Annotated in this window: 16 protein-coding genes; 7 read left to right on the forward strand and 9 right to left on the reverse strand. The window is 41.8% G+C overall.

The features are described 5' to 3' along the window. Nucleotides 1–79: 79 nt before the first annotated feature. On the reverse strand, nt 80–559 hold the full coding sequence (locus ACH784_RS13890) for a winged helix-turn-helix transcriptional regulator (RefSeq protein WP_058029014.1): 480 nt from the start codon (nt 557–559) through the stop codon (nt 80–82). Nucleotides 560–697: 138 nt separating this feature from the next. Here ACH784_RS13890 and putA point away from each other — a divergent pair, with 138 nt between their 5' ends. Then, nucleotides 698–4,501 (forward strand): bifunctional proline dehydrogenase/L-glutamate gamma-semialdehyde dehydrogenase PutA, encoded by a 3,804-nt coding sequence (putA, locus tag ACH784_RS13895; RefSeq protein WP_404391138.1) that lies wholly within the window; start codon nt 698–700, stop codon nt 4,499–4,501. Between the two features lie 137 nt (nt 4,502–4,638). Next, the gene (locus tag ACH784_RS13900; RefSeq protein ID WP_404391140.1) at nt 4,639–5,847 is read left to right on the forward strand and encodes an HD-GYP domain-containing protein; all 1,209 of its coding nucleotides are present in this window, start codon (nt 4,639–4,641) and stop codon (nt 5,845–5,847) included. 103 nt (nt 5,848–5,950) lie between these two features. On the opposite strand, the gene ACH784_RS13905 is transcribed toward ACH784_RS13900, so the two are convergent. Together ACH784_RS13905 and ACH784_RS13910 are read right to left on the reverse strand one after the other, a co-directional pair. Next, complete coding sequence (locus ACH784_RS13905) at nt 5,951–7,159, reverse strand: general secretion pathway protein GspB (RefSeq protein WP_404391142.1); 1,209 nt, start codon at nt 7,157–7,159, stop codon at nt 5,951–5,953. 11 nt (nt 7,160–7,170) lie between these two features. Beyond that, the gene (locus ACH784_RS13910) at nt 7,171–8,091 is read right to left on the reverse strand and encodes an ExeA family protein (RefSeq protein WP_404391144.1); all 921 of its coding nucleotides are present in this window, start codon (nt 8,089–8,091) and stop codon (nt 7,171–7,173) included. 100 nt (nt 8,092–8,191) lie between these two features. Here ACH784_RS13910 and ACH784_RS13915 point away from each other — a divergent pair, with 100 nt between their 5' ends. Beyond that, complete coding sequence (locus ACH784_RS13915; RefSeq protein ID WP_404391146.1) at nt 8,192–9,310, forward strand: tRNA nucleotidyltransferase; 1,119 nt, start codon at nt 8,192–8,194, stop codon at nt 9,308–9,310. Between the two features lie 449 nt (nt 9,311–9,759). Then, nucleotides 9,760–12,672 carry a TonB-dependent receptor domain-containing protein gene (locus ACH784_RS13920; RefSeq protein WP_404391148.1) on the forward strand — a complete coding sequence of 971 codons (2,913 nt, stop codon included), beginning with the start codon at nt 9,760–9,762 and terminating at the stop codon, nt 12,670–12,672. Between the two features lie 242 nt (nt 12,673–12,914). On the opposite strand, the gene ACH784_RS13925 is transcribed toward ACH784_RS13920, so the two are convergent. From ACH784_RS13925 to folB, 3 genes are read right to left on the reverse strand one after another with little or no spacing between them, the layout of a single operon-like run. Beyond that, the gene (locus tag ACH784_RS13925) at nt 12,915–13,718 is read right to left on the reverse strand and encodes an undecaprenyl-diphosphate phosphatase (protein WP_404391150.1); all 804 of its coding nucleotides are present in this window, start codon (nt 13,716–13,718) and stop codon (nt 12,915–12,917) included. A gap of 3 nt (nt 13,719–13,721) precedes the next feature. Beyond that, entirely contained in the window at nt 13,722–14,201 is a 480-nt protein-coding gene (folK, locus tag ACH784_RS13930; RefSeq protein WP_404391152.1) for a 2-amino-4-hydroxy-6-hydroxymethyldihydropteridine diphosphokinase, read from the reverse strand. Between the two features lies 1 nt (nt 14,202). Continuing rightward, nucleotides 14,203–14,559, reverse strand: a complete 357-nt coding sequence (gene folB, locus ACH784_RS13935) for a dihydroneopterin aldolase (protein ID WP_404391154.1) — start codon at nt 14,557–14,559, stop codon at nt 14,203–14,205. Nucleotides 14,560–14,671: 112 nt separating this feature from the next. Between folB and plsY the strand changes: the two genes are divergently transcribed. Further along, the gene (gene plsY, locus ACH784_RS13940) at nt 14,672–15,259 is read left to right on the forward strand and encodes a glycerol-3-phosphate 1-O-acyltransferase PlsY (RefSeq protein ID WP_404391156.1); all 588 of its coding nucleotides are present in this window, start codon (nt 14,672–14,674) and stop codon (nt 15,257–15,259) included. Between the two features lie 9 nt (nt 15,260–15,268). Here plsY and tsaD read toward each other — a convergent pair whose 3' ends face one another. The 3 genes from tsaD to ACH784_RS13955 are packed head-to-tail and all read right to left on the reverse strand — an operon-like array spanning nt 15,269 to nt 17,219. Next, the gene (tsaD, locus tag ACH784_RS13945; protein ID WP_404391158.1) at nt 15,269–16,282 is read right to left on the reverse strand and encodes a tRNA (adenosine(37)-N6)-threonylcarbamoyltransferase complex transferase subunit TsaD; all 1,014 of its coding nucleotides are present in this window, start codon (nt 16,280–16,282) and stop codon (nt 15,269–15,271) included. Between the two features lie 30 nt (nt 16,283–16,312). Beyond that, nucleotides 16,313–16,903 carry a YjaG family protein gene (locus ACH784_RS13950; protein ID WP_404391160.1) on the reverse strand — a complete coding sequence of 197 codons (591 nt, stop codon included), beginning with the start codon at nt 16,901–16,903 and terminating at the stop codon, nt 16,313–16,315. Next, nucleotides 16,896–17,219, reverse strand: a complete 324-nt coding sequence (locus ACH784_RS13955; protein ID WP_404391162.1) for a DUF2007 domain-containing protein — start codon at nt 17,217–17,219, stop codon at nt 16,896–16,898. Before ACH784_RS13955 ends, ACH784_RS13950 begins: the two co-directional genes overlap by 8 nt. A gap of 36 nt (nt 17,220–17,255) precedes the next feature. Between ACH784_RS13955 and ACH784_RS13960 the strand changes: the two genes are divergently transcribed. Both ACH784_RS13960 and ACH784_RS13965 read left to right on the forward strand, forming a co-directional pair. Continuing rightward, nucleotides 17,256–17,651, forward strand: a complete 396-nt coding sequence (locus ACH784_RS13960) for a DUF2721 domain-containing protein (protein ID WP_404391164.1) — start codon at nt 17,256–17,258, stop codon at nt 17,649–17,651. A 61-nt stretch (nt 17,652–17,712) separates the two neighbouring features. Continuing rightward, nucleotides 17,713–19,242, forward strand: a complete 1,530-nt coding sequence (locus ACH784_RS13965; protein ID WP_404391166.1) for a DUF3369 domain-containing protein — start codon at nt 17,713–17,715, stop codon at nt 19,240–19,242. Nucleotides 19,243–19,296: the final 54 nt, after the last annotated feature.

Here is a 19,296-nt window from a genome sequence, read left to right on the forward strand (position 1 = left end):
TTTAAAGTTAGTAAGTAACAGCCTAAATTTACTAAACTCTATTATAAGTTTTTCTTAAATCTAATACATACTCTTTGCCTTAAAGCACTCCTACCCCTAAGTCGGGTTTCACATGCTCAATCACCATGTAAGTATGGTTTGTACCAACGCCAGGAATTTCTACAATTTGCCCTAGTACTTCACGATAAACCGTCATATCTGGAACACGTATTTTCACTAAATAATCAAATCCACCGGCCACCATGTCACAACTCACTACATGGGGGATCCGAATAATATGCTGTTTGAAGGTTTCAAATACCGATTCTGTAGAACTTTTTAGTCGTATCTCTACGTGAGCTACTAAATGCTGCCCTAATTTTTCGGGGTTTAATCTGGCACTGTAGCCCTCTATATAACCTTCACTTTCAAGCTTTTTCACTCTATCTAAACATGGGCTAGGGCTTAAGTTTACTGCCTTTGCGAGGTTCACATTCGAAATTCTGCCATTTTTGTGCAGAGCGTCTAAAATTGCTAAATCTATACGATCTAAGACACGTGTTTTGATTGAAGTTGTCATACAGAACTTTATGCTGAATTATTTTAAATTTGAGCCGTAAATTATCGTAAATCGCCAAATTAAACCAGCATATTCTGCTGCGATTTGTATACAATGCACGAAATTTCTATCACCTTACAATTTTAGAGGGTTCACATTATGCTATTTAAAGGCGACTTAACGACCCAATGTCCGATCCGTCAAAAGATCCGTGACTATTACCGTATCGATGAAGAGCAAGTCATCGATCATATTTTGCCTTTAGCAGAAGTTGGTGTTTCTGCTCGAAGCCGTGCTTGGGAGCGCGCGCGTCAAATGGTATTAAACATTCGTAAAGACCAAAAAGGTAAAGGCGGCGTTGATGCGCTTTTAGAAGAATATTCTTTATCTTCTGAAGAAGGCATAGTGTTAATGTGTTTAGCTGAAGCGTTACTTCGCGTGCCAGACAAAGAAACACAAGACGAATTAATTCGCGATAAACTAAGTAAGGGTGACTGGAGCTCTCACTTAGGTAACAGTGACTCTCTATTTGTTAATGCATCAAGCTGGGGGTTATTACTGACTGGCAAGATGGTTGACTATGCAGACAAATCAAAAGAAGAACAATTTGGTCTACTAAAACGCACTATGGGCCGTATTGGCGAGCCAGCTATCCGTAAATCAGTGCAATATGCGATGAAGATCATGGGTCAGCAGTTCGTAATGGGCACCACCATTGAAGCAGCCCTTGAACGCGCAAAAGAAAAAGAAGCACAAGGCTACGCCTACTCTTACGACATGCTAGGTGAAGGTGCGCGCACCATGGCCGACGCTGAGCGCTACTTCAACAGCTACATGACAGCAATTCATGTCATTGGTAAAGCAGCTAATGGCCGTGGTCCAATCAAGAGTCCTGGTATTTCGGTTAAGCTTTCTGCGATCCACCCTCGTTATGAATTCACACACCGTGAGCGTGTGATGGAAGAACTAGTTCCTAAACTAAAAGAACTTGCACTTGCAGCTAAACAATATGACATCAACTTCACTGTGGATGCAGAAGAAGCTGACCGTTTAGACATTTCTCTAGATATCATCGAAGCAGTATTCTCTGATGAAGCATTAGGTGACTGGAACGGTTTTGGTCTTGCAATGCAAGCATACCAAAAACGTGCTATCTGGGTTGTTGACTGGTTAGAAGCGCTATGTCGTCGCGTTGGCCGTAAGATGATGGTTCGTCTTGTTAAAGGCGCTTACTGGGATACTGAAGTAAAACTAACTCAAGCTGATGGCCTTGAAGGCTTCCCGGTATTCACACGTAAAGCTAGCACTGACGTATCTTACAAAGCCTGTGCGATTAAGCTAATGAACGCGCGTGATGTGATCTTCCCTCAGTTCGCAACACACAACGCATACTCTGCAGCGACAATCCTTGAGCTAGCAAACGGCGAATACAACAACTTCGAATTCCAGTGTCTACATGGCATGGGTGACTCGTTATACAACCAAGTTGTAACTGAAGACAAAGTTCAGTGTCGTGTATACGCGCCAGTTGGTCAGCACGAAGACCTTCTTGCTTACCTAGTTCGTCGTCTATTAGAAAACGGTGCAAACTCTTCATTCGTTAATGCGATTGTTGATGAGAGCAAGCCTGTTGAAAGCCTATTGGAAGATCCGGTAGAAAAAATTCAGCGTCTACGCAACAAGCGCAATACGCAAATTACCATGCCTATCGACATGTTCGGTGCAGAGCGTAACAACTCTAAAGGTTTAGACTTAACCAACATTAACCACATCACGCCAATGCGTGAAAACTTAAATGCTTGGGTAGAGAAAAACTTAATTACGCACAACGATGTACCTGAAGGTCATGAAGCGGTAATAAACCCTGCAAACCACAATGAAGTACTGGGTTCAATTCGTCACCAAGACGAAGCTGAAATGAAGCAGCTAGTTACGAACGCTGAACAAGCATTCGAAGCTTGGTCAAAAGTGCCAATCAACGAACGCGCTGACATTCTTCGTCGCACAGGTGATATCTTAGAAGATCACCGTGATGAGCTAATCGCACTGTGTATTAAAGAAGCAGGTAAAGTTGCCCAAGATGGTATCGACGAAGTACGTGAAGCGGTTGATTTCTGTCGTTACTACGCTGCAAAAGCAGAAGAACTTGCGCTGGATGAGCGTTTCTCTCCACGTGGTGTGATTTTATGTATCAGCCCTTGGAACTTCCCACTGGCGATTTTCTTAGGCCAAGTGGCAGCGGCAATCGTGACAGGTAACACGGTAATTGCAAAACCAGCTGAGCAAACATCACTGGTTGCACTTCGTACTATCGACCTAATGAAGCAAATTGGTTTACCTGAAAACGTGGTTCAGCCTGTTATCGCACGCGGTAGCAAAGTTGGTCAAGTGATCGTACCTGACGAACGCATTCAAGCCGTGATGTTCACAGGTTCAACTGAGACTGGTACACGTATTTCACAAACGCTTGCTGAGCGTGGTGGCGACCAAGTACCTCTAATTGCAGAAACTGGTGGTCAAAACTGTATGATTGTTGACTCAACGGCGCTACCTGAGCAAGTTGTTGACGATGTGATCTCTTCTGGTTTCCAGTCAGCGGGTCAACGTTGTTCTGCACTTCGTGTTCTTTTTGTACAAGAAGAAATTGCAGACAAAGTGATCAGCATGATCAAAGGTGCAATGAAAGAGCTACATGTTGGTGATCCTGCTTACCTTTCAACAGATGTTGGCCCGGTAATCGACCAAAAAGCCCATAGCGCTCTTACTGAGCACGTAGAGTACTTAAAAGGCAATGCAACACTGCATTTTGAATGTCCATTACCTGATATGGGTGACACAGGTCATTTCTTCTTTGCGCCTCGTTTATATGAGATCAAAGACCTATCTGTTCTGAAGAAAGAAGTATTCGGTCCGTGTGTACACGTGATCCGCTTCAAAGGCACTGAAATCGATAAAGTAATCGACCAAGTAAATAGCACAGGCTTTGGCTTAACTATGGGTATTCACTCGCGTATTGAAGAGCGTGCAAACTATCTAGCTAAGCAATCACGTGCAGGTAACATCTACATCAACCGTAACATGATCGGTGCGGTAGTAGGTGTTCAGCCGTTCGGTGGTCGTGGTCTTTCTGGTACTGGCCCTAAAGCAGGTGGCCCTAACTACCTATTCCGTCTAGTGAAAGAAAACAAGACGCCTGATAACCGTCAATCTACTAACGTTGCGGTTGACACTGAAGCGCTTCAGGCGTTCCAAGGTGCACAAGAGCAAGTTAGCCAGCTAATGCAAAACTCAATGCGTGATGAAAAAGTTTGGCGTGCAATGCCGCTCAACAACCGCGTATCTGTGGTACGTCAGCTATTAGCAAAACTTGCTAATGTTGAGATTATGGATCAGCTTGCGGATGACCTAGCGCACACTTTAGCTGATGCACGTGAGCAGATCATTCGTGTTGAAAAGCGCCTAAGCAAGGTTGTACAGTTGCCTGGTCCTACAGGTGAGTCAAATACGATTCGTTACGAGCCGCGTGGTTGTGTTGTGTGTTTTGCTGATAAAGACACCTCATTCAACTTCTGGGTAATGTCTATCATTACTTCACTCGCTGCTGGTAATACAGTGATCACTGTGGTTTCTGACTTATTCCACGAAGAAGCGTTAGCGTTCAGAGATAAGTTAATCAGCTGTGGCGTAGCAGAAGGTGTTATGCAGGTTGCTAAGCTTAGTCAACTTCCTGCGGTTCTTGCTCATGATCATCTTGCTGCAGCAGTGGTTGGTAGTGGTTGTGCTCGTAAAGGCTATTTCAGTACGCAACTAGCAGCACGTAAGGGTGCTATCCTGCCGGTGATCAGTGCTGAGTACTACGACACGCTACTTAACCGTCTAGTGACAGAAAAAACCATTAGTATCGATACAACCGCATCTGGTGGTAATACGTCACTAATGACCTTGATTGAAGACGACGAATAATAAATATTTTTCGTTAGCTTTAAAAAGCCTGTACTTTTAATTAAGTACAGGCTTTTTTATTTTCATAATCTTACCCTGCTGTCTTTTTAACTATCTTTTGCTAGGCTTAAATGACTGGCACTAAAAAAGAAAGTACTGTGAAGAGTATAAGCATTGAAGAGTTACAACCCGGCATGTTTGTTGTAAGCGTCTTAGAGCAAACAGGCAGTGTACAAGTCAAAACACAAGGCTGGGTCAAAACACAAACTAGTATCGATAGACTTGCCTCTGCGGGTATCTTAAGAGTTGAAGTAGACCCAGATAAAATGCTCGACTTAAGTAATAACCAACATGGCATCACAGCTCCAGATACACCTTTACAAGATGAAGCCCCCGTAGTCAAAAGCCCATGGCATAAGTCTACTTCTATGAGTGCCGAGATTAACCAAGCTATAAAACTAGTTGCTGAAGCTAAAGCTTTGCAACAAAAAACTTTTGCTGATTTAAAAGCCGGTAATCCAATTGATGTAGAAGCATTTAAAGAAGTCGCAACGGGCTTTATTGACTCTATCTTCCGCAATCAAGATGCACTGTCTTGTATTGCTATGATTAAAGAGAAAGACGCTTATTTACTCGAGCATTCTATCAATGTAGCCACACTCATTACTATTTTTGCCAAGCATTTACGCTTAGACAGAGAAGTTATTGAAGAAATAGCCACTGGGGCTTTATTACATGATATCGGTAAAATAAAAGTTGATGACCAAGTTTTAAACAAACCAGGTAAACTCAGTGACAGTGAATTTGAGCAAATGAAACAGCATGCGCAATATAGTTTTGATATTGTCTCTGAAGCGGGATTATCTGAAATTAGCTGCCAAGTAGCAGGTTTTCATCATGAGCGTTTAGATGGTTCAGGGTATCCTAAAGGTTTAAGTAATGGTGAAATATCTGACTTTGTCAGAATGGCTTCAATTGTGGATGTATTTGATGCTTTAACGGCTGAGCGAGTTTACAAAAAAGCCCTTACTCCAATTCAAGCCTTTAAAATCTTGAGGGAAGATAGTCCACGCCACTTCGATGAAAGGTTACTCAATGAGTTTATAAAGTGTATTGGTATTTACCCTGTTGGCTCACTGGTGAAGTTAAAGTCTCAAAAAGTAGGCATGGTAGCCAGCTCAAACCCAGAGCAACCCTTAAAACCCATTGTTAAAGTGTTTTACAGTGCCAAAACCATGTATCACATCGCCGTCGAAGACATAGATTTAGCAGAAAAGCGCTGTACGGATGAGTTAGAAGCGGCGATAAAGCCCGAAGAGTTTGGCTTAGATCTGATTAAGTTTTTCAAGCACTCCGTTTTACCATAAGGTGCTTTGTAAGAAACGTTCATAGAATATTGTCATAACAGCAGCTATAAAAAAGCCTAAACGATAAAAGTCATTTAGGCTCCGCATAGTTTCGAATTAAAAACTAGTATGGCTGCCAATCTTGCATGGCTTTCACCGCAAAGTCATATCCTTGGAATCTAAAAATACTGGCCTCAGGGGCGATTTCTAGCAAACGCATACCATTAATCTTGTCTCCCTCGTAAAGTTCAACTCCGTTAATTTTTATCCAACGTTTGTGCTCTGACGTGGCATAAATATGAGCTTGATACGTCAATTTACCAATAGTGGCCTGTGTTTTTTCAGGTAAAAACTCGATAGATAGACGCTCTTTTTCTGGCGCCGCTTCGACTGTCTCTTGTTGTGAAAAGTCTTTATCGGCTGTTTCTGCAACTGCCAGTTCAAAGGCAGCTTTTAACCTTGCAGCAGCCTCATCCGTTAATGCGTCGTTGTTATTTTCAGACGTTTGGTTATCTGTGTTACTTACTGTGGCTGCGGTGTCTAAAGTTTCGGTTTGCGCTTCAGGCTCAGACGTTAATGATTTACCCAGCACTCGGTACTGACTTAAATCGTCTTGCGATCTAGTTATTTGTGAAGCGGTTCTAGCTTGGTTTCTTTGCGTAGCATCGTCTAAAGGCTTGCCCAACACTCGGTACTGACTTAAGTCATCTTGTGAACTAGTTATTTGTGAGGCAGTTATAGCTTGATTATTTAGCGTAGCATCATCAACTAAAGGTTTGCCCAATACTCGATATTGGCTTAAATCTTCCTTCGGTTTTTCAGGTAATTCAGAGTTACTAACGACTGAGGATGCGGCAGGCGTATTATTGACGTTAGCATTGACATTGGCCACAGCAGAAAGAGGCACGAGTTGCTGTTTAAAAATAGGCGTACCTTTTTCGTCAATACCAACTTGCACTGACATCCACTGATACTGTTCTTGGGTTTGAAGCCCGTCTTGTTTATTTTGAGTCATAGCAATTGGACTTTCTTCAAGTACCTTAGATAACTCAGTACCGCCTTGGTGTTTGGCTTCTTGCTTTGTGGATGCTTGAGGTATTTCTTCAGCCTGATCTCGCTTAGCTTGAACAGAAGCAGATTGAGACTGACTCTGGATGTATTGACCACTGTAAAAACCTGCCAGTGCAAAAGTGACACTCAGGCCTACTCCCGCTAAACCAATCGATAATTTTCTATAAAAGGCCAATTGCTTAGTTTGTTGATAGGCTAAATGCGCTTGCTCAGTATTGTTTGCGGTTTGTGATTGTTTAAATGCTGCATCAATAATAGACATAGTTGAACTTCTTAAAAAATATAAGCCGCAGCAAAGCCAACAACATAGCTTGCTACAATAAGAGATAAAACTGGCGCAAACTGCTTCAGCTTGCTTTGTGAAGCAGGCTCGCTATTCACACTGACCATAGGTAAGGCTTCTTTTGCTGCCTGCTCAACTACGGCTTTATCTATCACCTGTTTCTGTGCAGAAAAAGCACCAAGCAAACATCGGTCTGCCAGCAGGTTAATTAAGCGCGGGATCCCTTGAGTACGTTTATAAATATGCGCAACAGCCTCATGACTAAATAAAGCAGCCTCACAACCTGCGGTTTGCAAGCGGTGCTGAATATAGGCAAACACTTGAGACTCTGTCAGTGCCAATAAGTGATATCGAGAAGTAATACGTTGCGCTAATTGTCTAAGCTCATTGCGCTGTAATAGAGTTTGTAGTTCAGGCTGACCTATCAGCGCAATTTGCACTAACTTTTTATCGTCTGTTTCGAGGTTGGTTAATAAACGCAGTTGCTCTAGCACGCTCGGTGATAAATGTTGTGCTTCATCAATCACAAGTAAAGTGTGACCACCTGCTTTATAATTCTCTGTGAATCGTGCTTTTAAGGCGTCTGTTAAGCTTTTAAGTGTCGCGGTTTCTGGATCATAAGATATTGTTAACTCATCACAGATACTTGCTAGTAGTTCTAGTTCAGAAAGCGCAGGGTTTAATACAAAAGCCACTTCGGTGTTTTCAGGCAATGATTTCAGCATTGATCGCGTTATGGTGGTTTTGCCTGTTCCAACTTCACCCGTCAGTAATACAAACCCCCCTGTATCACCCAGTCCATAATTTAAGTGTAACAGCGCCTCTTTATGGCGCTCACTCATATATAAATACTCAGGATTAGGCGCAATTGAGAACGGCTTCTCTTTCAACCCAAAATAGCTTAAATACACGATAAAACTCTTTATTGTTATGATAGGCCCTATAATGGCAAAAAAGTGCGCAAGATAAAACCTCGAAGCTTAGCGCATCGGTTGAAACATTGGATCACACATGAAAGTTTATTTAGTTGGTGGCGCTGTCCGCGATGCGCTTATTAATTATCCGGTTGTAGAACACGATTATGTCGTCGTTGGCAGTACACCTGAAGAAATGCTGTCTTTAGGCTATACACAAGTAGGCAAGGACTTTCCCGTATTTTTACACCCTGAAAGTAAAGACGAATATGCCCTAGCCCGTAAAGAGCGTAAATGCGGACAAGGCTACACCGGCTTTGTATGTGACTTTGACCCGACAGTCACTTTAGAAGAAGACTTATATCGTCGCGATTTAACCATCAATGCCATTGCACAAGATGAAAATGGGCAACTGGTAGACCCTTACCAGGGTCAGGCTGATATTAAAAACCGCGTACTCAGACATGTCGGCCCTGCTTTCAGTGAAGATCCGCTCCGTGTTTTACGCGTAGCTCGATTTGCTGCGCGTTATCATCACTTAGGTTTTACTATCGCCCCTGAAACGCTTTCACTTATGAAAAATATGGTTGCCAGTGATGAGCTTAAAACCCTCACTAAAGAGCGGATCTGGTTAGAAATTGAAAAATGCCTTAAGACCCATACTTTTCATTTATTCCTAGATGTAATAAATGATATTGGTGCTTTGCCAGATGTGCTGCCAATCCTGCCGAACTGGACACTAGAACGAAGCGACAAAGTAGCAACAGCAAACAACTTAGCTTCTTCATCTAAAGTCGACCTTGAACTCAACACGCTACAACTTTGCCAATTCTGCCTTTGTTTAGAACCAAGCATTACCGAAGATTTGAAAGCCATCGAACAGACATTAAAAATCCCTAGCTTATTCGCCAATAGTCTCAGAGACTATAAAGCACTATTAACCCTGTTAAAGCCTAAGCGACTCTCTTCTGAAGATATTCTTAACTTTTTTAATCATATAGATCTCTGGCGTCGCCCTGAACGTTTTAACTTGTTACTAGATATACTAAATTATTCACAAAGTCATAATGATATTGCACAAAAGCTGCAAAACTGTGCCATTTCAGCACAGGCTGTTACTGCGCAACAAGTCATTGCTTTAGGCTTTAAGGGGGCAGAAATTAAACTTGCATTACAGACTGCTAGAATTGAAGCAATAGACCATACACTGAATTAACAACCCATTATTTTTCTTTGAATCTTGGGGTGTTTTTTTACCAACATCCCAAAAGTTCACTGCTTTTTTAAAATATTTTTCTGACTGCACAAAAAAAACGCGCCCCTTTTAACAACCCTCTCAACATATAGATTACATTTCAGATCAATAAAAACACTATAAGTTTAATGAAAGTTTGCGCACACTAACTTTTAGTTAATCCAAAAGTTACCAGCACGATACAAAACCCGACACCGTCAACAAATCAATACACAAAAACCACCAGTAAAATACTGAAAGTAAAGAGAAAAAACATAAAAACCCCAAAATAAAAACACACTTCACAAAAAAGGAACAACTAACACAAATAACACTTTGCGATATGTAACAATTACTTATGCTAAAAACAGAACCTGACCTATGGCACATGTAAAACATGTGAGATTCAAAACAAATAGAGAAAAGGTTATATGTTGAAGAAGTTAAACCTATTAACAGTAAGCATCCAAGCTGCATTACTGGCTGGTACAGCTGCAGGTTCTGTTGCTGTAGCAAACACAGATTCTGAAGACACAAAAGTTGAACGTATTCAGGTAACAGGTTCGAAAATCAAGCGTTTCAACCTAACATCACCAACTCCGGTTACAGTGATCGGTGGCGTTGAGTTAGAAAACCAAGGTATTACGAACGTAAATGACCTTCTTGAAGAAATGCCTCAAGCAACTGTTGGTCTTTCACCTGAAACGACAACTAACTACATTTATGCTTCTGGCCTTAACACGACTGATTTACGTGGTTTAGGTTCAGAGCGTACATTAGTACTTGTTAACGGTCGTCGTTTCGTACCTGGCTCTGTAGGTGATACTGCGGTTGACTTAAACAACATCCCTACGTCAATGATTGAGCGTATTGAAATTGCAACAGGTGGTGCTGCAGCTGTATACGGCGCTGACGCGGTAGCTGGTGTTGTAAACATCATTACTAAAAAATCTATGGACGGTATCGAAGTTGACGTTTCAACAGTTCGCCCAGAACAAAGCGGTGGTGAATCTAACTACTTCTCGATCACAGGTGGTATGGAAGCTGACAAGCTTTCTTTCATTGCGTCTTTAAACTACACAGAAAACGAGAGCTACACGAAACTTAGCCGTGACTTTTTTGCTAACCCTGTAAACTCATACGGTAACCCAGCAAATACTAGCGGTAAAGATGGTATCCCAGGCAGAGTTATTCTTGGTAAACCGACAACACTAGCTTATTACTCTGAAGGCGGTGATTTCTTCTCTAAAGCGGCACCAAACGGTTTTACGACTGACCACTTTGTTAACCACCATTACACATTTGATGAGAATGGAAATATTAAAGCATTCGATAATGGTCTAGGTATGGTACCTAACCCTGGTGTAGGTACAGATGCAAACCGTTACTTCACTGATGCTAATAACATGGGTGACGGCATCTTTAGTGATGGTTACAAGTCTTACTTCCAAACACCATTAGAGCGTGTTATCGCATCAGCATATGGTACTTACCAGCTTAATGATGAACATGCCCTAACGTTCGACTTTACTTACTCAAATACAGACTCAACGACTGAAAGCTCACCAGCTTTCTTCCGTCACACGATTCGCCGCGATAACGCATTCATCAAAGATGATATGGCGAAGCTAATGGACGATAATGAACTAACTTCTGTAACGCTTCGTCAAGCAAACGAACACCTTTGGGGTGATCGTATGTATAACCAAGAGCGTGAAGTATTCCGTACGTCATTTGGCGCTGAAGGTTTCTTATCTGATGATTGGGGTTACAGCACTTACGTTCAATTCGGCCGTATCGAGCAAGATACGCTTTGGACTGGTGAAGTTTTAACTCAGAATCTTGCAAATGCGATTGATGCTGTTGAATACAATGGTCAAATCGTATGTGCTAAGCGCGATGCTGAAGGCAATGTTGTTGGTGCAATTGAAGGTTGTACGCCATTCAACACTATGGGTGCAACATCTGCAACCGCTGCACAGCAAGATTACATTGGCACAACAGCAACACGTTTTGCAAAACATGACCAAGTTGTATTTGCTTTCACTGTTGATGGTTCTTTATATGAACTACCAGCTGGTTTTGTAGCAGCTGCATTCACTGCAGAGCACCGCCGTGAATCTGCAACAACGTCTCCATCAGAGAACATGGAGAAAGGTTTAATCTTCGGTAACTCAAGCTTACCAATGAATGGTGAAATTGAAGTTGATGAACTATCTGCTGAAATTTCAATCCCACTTCTTGAAGATGCTTTCCTAGCGACAGATCTAACACTAGAAACTGCATTCCGTTACATGGATTACTCTGTAACTGGTTCTGACAACGCTTGGAAACTAGCGCTAAATTGGGGTGTAACTGATGACTTACGTGTTCGTTTAAACCGCTCTAAATCAGTACGTGCGCCAAACCTAGGTGACCTATTCACACCAAACTCTAAAACGTTTAGCCGTGGTCGTGCGGATGTTTGTCGTGCTGACTCAATTGAAAGCTCTGGTAGCAAATACAAAGACAACGTAATCAAGAACTGTCAAGCTGATGGCCTAGCTGCAGGCTGGATGCCTTCTACAGATTGGTTAGCTGGTGGTAGCTTACCAGGTTATGTTCAAGGTAACCAAAGCTTAGAAAACGAAGTATCAAACGACTACACGATTGGTGTGATTTATACGCCTTCATTCGTAGACGGTTTAGACTTCACTGTTGACTACTGGTCATTCGAAGTTGACGGTGCTATTGAGTACTTTGGTCGTGACAGTGTTGAGCTTTGTTATGAGTCTTCATCATTAGATAACTTATTCTGTGGCAACTTTAAGCGTGATGAAAAAACGGGTGAAATCGTAAACTTCTACACACGTCCTATTAACGCTGCACAGATCACTAAGAAAGGTATGGACTTCGAGTCAGCTTACCGTACTGATGTATTCAACGGTAGCCTATCACTTAAGTTAACTGCAACTTACCTGATTGAAGACAACCAGAACTCGACCGGTCGTGAAGAAGACTTCCGTAACTATGTTGGTGAAACTGCATCTCCTCGTTGGAAAGGTCGTTTTAGCGCTGTTTACTCACAAGATAATTCATCTTACGTGTTAACTGCAAACTACCGTCATGCAACCGTAAATGACAATGACTGGACTGCTGAAGACAACAACTATAACGATATCCCGTCTTACACGACATTTGATTTCATGTACAAGACGTACCTAATGGATGAGTTACAGCTACGTGTAGGTGTTAATAACCTACTAGACCGCGAGCCACCACGTAACCCGTTCACTTACGATGAAGGTGAATTCTTCGACGTAAAAGGTCGCCGTCTATCAATCGGTGCTAAGTACACTTTCTAATCTAATTAGAAGTTAGTATTTAAAAACGCCTCTTCGGAGGCGTTTTTTGCCTCAAACTGACTGACACCTAGTCGTTGTATTGCTTAAGCCAAGTTATTACTCGTGTTTATAAAACAGGCCTTACCTCATCTCTCGTCTCTCGTCTCTCGTCTCTCAAAAGGTTATTTCTTATTTTTTTTTAGACATAAAAAAACAGCGCCGAAGCGCTGTCTAATAACTATGCTTAAAAATTTAAATAACGTTTACCACATTAAAAAAGCAAATAGGCCAAGGCCTAACAATAAACGGTAAACGACAAACGGGAACATGCCCATCTTCTCAATCACTTTTAAGAAGAAGTAGATACACGCATAAGCTGCAATAAACGATAACACCGCCCCTAAAATAATTGCGTTCCAATCAATCAGTTCTTCGCCTGTCGATAGCTTATAGATATAGTATGAGCCCGCTGCAGCGATAACCGGAATAGACATTAAGAAAGAGAAACGTGCTGCGCTTTGCTTATTTAAGCCAAGTAATAAGCCCGTTGTCATGGTGATACCTGAACGTGATGTGCCCGGGAATAACATGGCCACCACCTGCGATAAACCAATCATTAACGCCATTACCCAGTTAATTTGGTAAATGGTTTTGATTTGTTTGGCCTTCGCATCGGCATACCAAAGCAATAAGCCAAATACGATGGTCGTTGTAGCTATGATCCATGCATTACGCGAATATACTTCTACAAAATCTTTCAATAAATAACCTATAATCAATGACGGTAAAGTTGCCAAAATAATCCACCAGCCAAGCTGGCTATCATCGGTTTTACCTTGTGCACCAAATGACTTAAACCAAGCCGTTAAAATATCTGCGACTTCTTTTCTGAAATAAATAATCACCGCTAACAACGTACCGACGTGAACAGCCACGTCAAAGGCTGTGCCTTGGTCTTGCCAACCCAATACTTGCGACGGCAGAATTAAGTGCGCCGAACTCGAAATAGGTAAAAACTCTGTTAGACCTTGTACTAAGGCCAACACGATAATTTCAATAATGCTCATAGGTTAGAACTCCACTTTCCATAGCTTTTGGTTTGAGTTGTGATAATTTTGCCAAAGTTCACCGATGGTTTGCTTAGCTACTGGGTGATAAAAATGCGGTGCTAATTCAGCCAGTGGCTGTAATACGAACGCATTTTTGGTAATTTCATCGCGTGGTAATTGCGCAGGTGTGTCGCACACAACATCATCGTAGAACAACAAATCCAGATCGAGGGTACGGGGGCTAAATTTTTTATCCGCGGGCGTTCGACCATTGTCTCTTTCGATTTGCTTGAGTAAAGCACATACCTCATCAAGCGGCATATGTGTTTTTGCAGCCAAGACAGAGTTGTAAAAGTTATTTCCGTTAAACCCTACGGCTTCGCTTTCATAGACATTTGAGTGCTGATACTCAGGAAAGTGTGCAATTAAGGTATTTAAACCGGCACGAAGATGTTTTTCTCTGTCGACGTTTGAGCCCAAACTTATAAAAATCTGTGCCATGTTAAGCTGCTTTCGCTCGAGTGATCTCAACACCAACCGTTTGTGCTGCCGGCACAGCCGCAGGTTTACTTACCTTAATCGTCACTTGGCTGACGTTGTATTTTGCTAAGATAAGCGCAGCAAGCTGTTCAACGAGAGTCTCTAATAATTCAACAGGTTTTGCTGTCGTGAGCGCAATGATATCTTCGCTGACTTTGGCATAATCTACGGCCAAATTGATGTCATCACTTTGTGCCGCGGCTCGAATATCGGTCAGCATTTCCACATCAAAGTATAAACTTTGTTTACTCTCTTTCTCGAAATCGTACACGCCAATAATGGTTTCAACATGTAGCTGAGAAATATAGACCTTATCCATTCACGCCCCACTTTGGTATTTTGTCTGTGACAAATAGATTGGTAACTTATATAGTTACATTCGAATCGGGAAATAATAGCCGAAATACGCTGAAGACAAAATAAGGAAAACTGTGTTAATTACGTTAATCTGCATATGTGCCTATTTAATTGGTTCTGTATCGTCTGCAGTGCTCGTGTGTCAGTTATTCAAGTTACCCGATCCTCGCTTTTCTGGCTCTAACAATCCAGGCGCAACCAATGTGCTTCGATTAGGAGGAAAACTTCCCGCAGCATTAGTCTTAGCTTTCGATATTTTAAAAGGCACCATTCCCGTTTGGGGGGCTTATTTTTTAGGGGTTGAGCCAAATTGGTTAGGCGCGATTGCGGTTGCCGCTTGTCTTGGACACATTTACCCCGTGTTTTTTCATTTTAATGGGGGAAAAGCCGTTGCGACGGCATTTGGCGCTTTATTACCTATTGGGCTAAGTTTAGGTGGGCTGTTGATTGCAACGTGGGCCATTGTGGTTTGGCTTACTCGATATTCATCGCTAGGCGCGATTGTGACTGTAGCTCTCGCTCCGCTTTATACGTGGTTGATTAAACCGCTTTATACTGTGCCGGTCAGCTTTTTAACTGTGCTGATTATCTTTCGCCATCGCGCCAATATAAAAAGGCTCCTTCAAGGGAAAGAGCCTAAAATAGGTAAAAAGAAGTCTTAGTTATAAAGTCTACAGTGGCGGTAAGCTTTCAATCGGCCAACGTGGCTGAGTTTTCATATCAAGTGGGGCATATTGCTTGGCTTTTAATCTCTGCATACCCGCAAACGCAATCATAGCGCCATTATCAGTACAAAACTCAGTACGAGGATAAAACACTTGCCCTTTCATACCTTGCATCATGCGCTCAAGCTTTTGACGCAGCTCAGTGTTTGCACTCACACCACCAGCAATAACTAAACGCTTGATACCTGTTTGTTTTAGGGCTCGTTTGCACTTAATCGCCAGTGTATCGATTACAGCAGTTTGGAATGCATGGGCAATATCAGCTTTGGTTTGCTCGTCATCACCTTCGCTACGAATGGTGTTAGCTGCCGCCGTTTTTAAGCCACTAAAACTAAAATCTAAGCCAGGTTTATCTGTCATAGGGCGCGGAAAAGTAAAGCGGCCAGGTGTCCCCTGTTCGGCCATTTTTGCCAGTAACGGGCCGCCTGGATAGTCTAAACCTAATAATTTAGCTGTTTTATCAAATGCTTCACCTGCGGCATCATCAACTGACTCACCTAGCACTTCATATTCACCGATACCTGCCACTTTCACCATCATGGTATGGCCGCCAGAAACTAGTAGCGCCACAAACGGGAATTCTGGTTGCTCGTCTTCAAGCATAGGCGCTAATAAATGACCCTCCATATGGTGCACTGCTACAGCAGGCTTATCCCAAGCAAACGCCAAAGAGCGACCAATTGAAGTACCGACTAACAAAGCGCCAACTAAACCAGGTCCCGCAGTATAAGCAACACCATCGATGTCTTCTGGGCCACAACCTGCTTCTTTAAATGCTTCATCAATCAGTGGTATGGTTTTGCGAACATGGTCTCGAGAAGCCAGCTCGGGTACTACACCGCCGTAGTCAGCATGCACTTTTACTTGGCTGTAAAGCTTATGAGCCAATAACCCTAGCCCATCATCGTAAATTGCAATTCCCGTTTCGTCACAAGATGATTCAATGCCTAAAATGCGCACTAATAATTCTCCAATCTCTTAATCTTTACGTTAAATTGCAATGCCGATATTAGTTTGACCATCAGCGATAGCTTGTTGTTTAAGCGCTTTCACACTGTCACTGCTGATACGGCCCATATTCTCTACGAATTCAATTAACTCGCCTAACACTTCAATTTCATACTGCATATAGGGGTGCTCACGAACCAGTTTGTTTTCCGGTTCTAAACCTTCGCTTTCGATCAATAACTCGACATAACGCGCAACGGTTGCTTGCGAAATTTTCGCAACGCTCACAAATTCATGCTCATCTTTCGCCATCAGACCATGAATTAAACCAAGTAAAGCAGTTGCAGCATCAATCGCTGGATACGTTCCAAACATTGGGTAATCGTTCAGCTCTGGCACATTCGGTTCAATTTTCTCAACTTGCTTTTCTAAACTGATTTTACTTTTCGGTAATAAGATTTTTTCCCAGCAAACATTGAGCGCACTGCGCAACGTACTGGCATCACCGAACTCTGTGGCTTCGCTGAACAATTCGTAGTTCGGCAACATACGTTCTAATACTGCTGCAGCCAGCACTGCTTTTTGTAAATAATTTAACTCTCTAATTCGCTGAAAGTTATTCGCTTTACTCATAATCTTTTCCACATTGCCAGCACGATTGAAAAGCTGGCCCATTAAATTCACTACACTCAGGGCAACGCCATTCAGTGTCTTTTTCTTGTTGTTGGTAGTTTAACAATATTTGCTGCGCTTGGCGTAACTTTATCTGATAAACCCACACAGAAACCTTCGCCTGATCTAGCGGTATTTCTCCAAGTGCACCTTGCAATGCTTCACCTTTAAGTAAAACACTAATTTTGGCCTGCTCTAATAAGCCTTTTACTAAATGTGCTTCTATTACATTATCCGTGTTAAAAACTTCACACCATTGCCAAGATTTATCTGTCATAATGAACTTTAAAAAGACCTAAAAATTAAGACTGTTATGACACTTACAACACCTGCACTGTTATTTCCTGCCATTTCGTTATTGTTATTAGCATATACCAACCGATTTTTAGTGCTAGCACAATTGATTAGAGAGCTAAACGCAAGAGAAGGTAGTACTAATCGTCCTGTTGTTTTAGCTCAAATCGATAATCTAAAAAAGCGAATTAAATTAATCCGTGCCATGCAGGTATGGGGCGTATTTTCTTTTTTGCTTTGCACACTCTCAATGTTTAGCTTATTCATTGAACAACAATTGCCAGGCATTATTTTGTTTGGTGTGAGTTTGTGCTGTTTAACTTTATCTCTAATTATCTCGCTGTATGAAATACACATTTCTTGTGATGCAATTGAAATAGAATTGCAAAATATTGAAAAAAAGCCCACTGCCTAATTAAGCAAGCTAGCCCTTTCCTGTCTATACTCATTTTGAATAGGTTAGGTTAGGGCTAAGCGTGAATAATTTTCTATTTTCTGACGAAAACTTAAATCAAGACTTAGAATCTGTCGCCAATAGCGAAGATTATTGGGATGTTTTAGTTGTTGATGACGAAGAAGATATTCATCAAGTAACAAAGTTGGTTCTATCAGGTTTTGAATTCGAGAATAAGTCTCTTCGCTTTCACCATGCTTACTCGGCTAAAGAAGCCATGGGCATTCTCCACAAAGAAGAAAATATTTCAGTTGGTTTAATTGATGTGGTTATGGAGAGTAACCATGCAGGTTTAGACCTTATAAAATATATACGCCAAGATATAGGCAATCATGATATTCGTCTGATTTTAAGGACTGGGCAGCCAGGAGAAGCACCAGAAGAAGCTGTTATCCGTGATTACGACATTAACGACTATAAAAATAAAACCGAATTAACTGCCGTAAAACTAAAAACTTTGCTTTATTCAGCGCTACGCTCTCACAGAGACATACAAACCATCGCCAAACATAAAGCTGGGCTCGAACGCATCATCGATGCATCAGGCTCCTTTTTAAGCTGTAACAGTGTCAGGGAGTTTGCATCAACTATTCTTGCTCACGTGTCTGATGTGATGGGATTATCATCCAGTGATATTTATTGCGCCGCAGCCGTAAACAATCAAAGCTCTCAAGCCGAGCATTTTCAGTTACTCGCGGCTTCCGGAGAAGGAGTAGAGCCAACCACAGATGCTATTCCACAAAATGTTAAACAGCTTTTTATGGAAACGCACAATAAAAAACACTCGCTACAAACCGAGTTTGAGTACATCGGTTACTTTCCTTCTCAAGGTGGCGGCGAGACCATGTTGTACGTCAGTAAAGACTCAGCTCTGCAGCAAACAGACTGTCAATTACTGGCATTTTTCGCCAATAATATAGCGCTGGCCTACGACAACATAAAACTGCGAGAAACGGTTAGAGAGTCACAAAAAGAACTTTCATACATTTTAGGTGAAGCCGTTGAAAAGCGCTCTAAAGAAACTGGCTCGCATGTAAAGCGTGTAGCAAATTACAGCCAACTGCTCGCTAAGCTTTACGGGTTAAGCGACTACCAATCCGAAATAATCAAACTCGCCTCTCCTTTACATGACATAGGTAAGATTAGTATTCCGGACAGAATATTAAATAAGCCAGGAAAGTTAGATCAAGATGAATGGGCTGTGATGCAGACTCATGCACAAGTCGGGTACGAAATTCTCCATAATTCAAGTAATGAAATTCTCAAATGTGGAGCAACAATCGCTTACCATCATCACGAAAAGTGGGATGGTAGTGGTTACCCGCAAGGCTTAAAAGGCGAATGCATAGATATTGTAGGCCGTATTACCGCATTGGCTGATGTGTTTGATGCACTAGGAAGTGATAGATGCTATAAGCCAGCTTGGCCTTTAGAAAAAGTTATTTCACTGATACAATCAGAGAAAGGTAAACACTTCGAACCAAAACTTGTTGATTTATTTATAAATAACTTGGATCAATTCATCAGTATCAGAGATAATTATCCCGACTAGTTATTTGTAATTTTAATGTAAAAAAGTATTTCACCCATATTGCGTTTTGTATTA

The organism is Pseudoalteromonas phenolica, from assembly GCF_044788725.1.
Lineage (GTDB): Bacteria > Pseudomonadota > Gammaproteobacteria > Enterobacterales > Alteromonadaceae > Pseudoalteromonas > Pseudoalteromonas phenolica_C.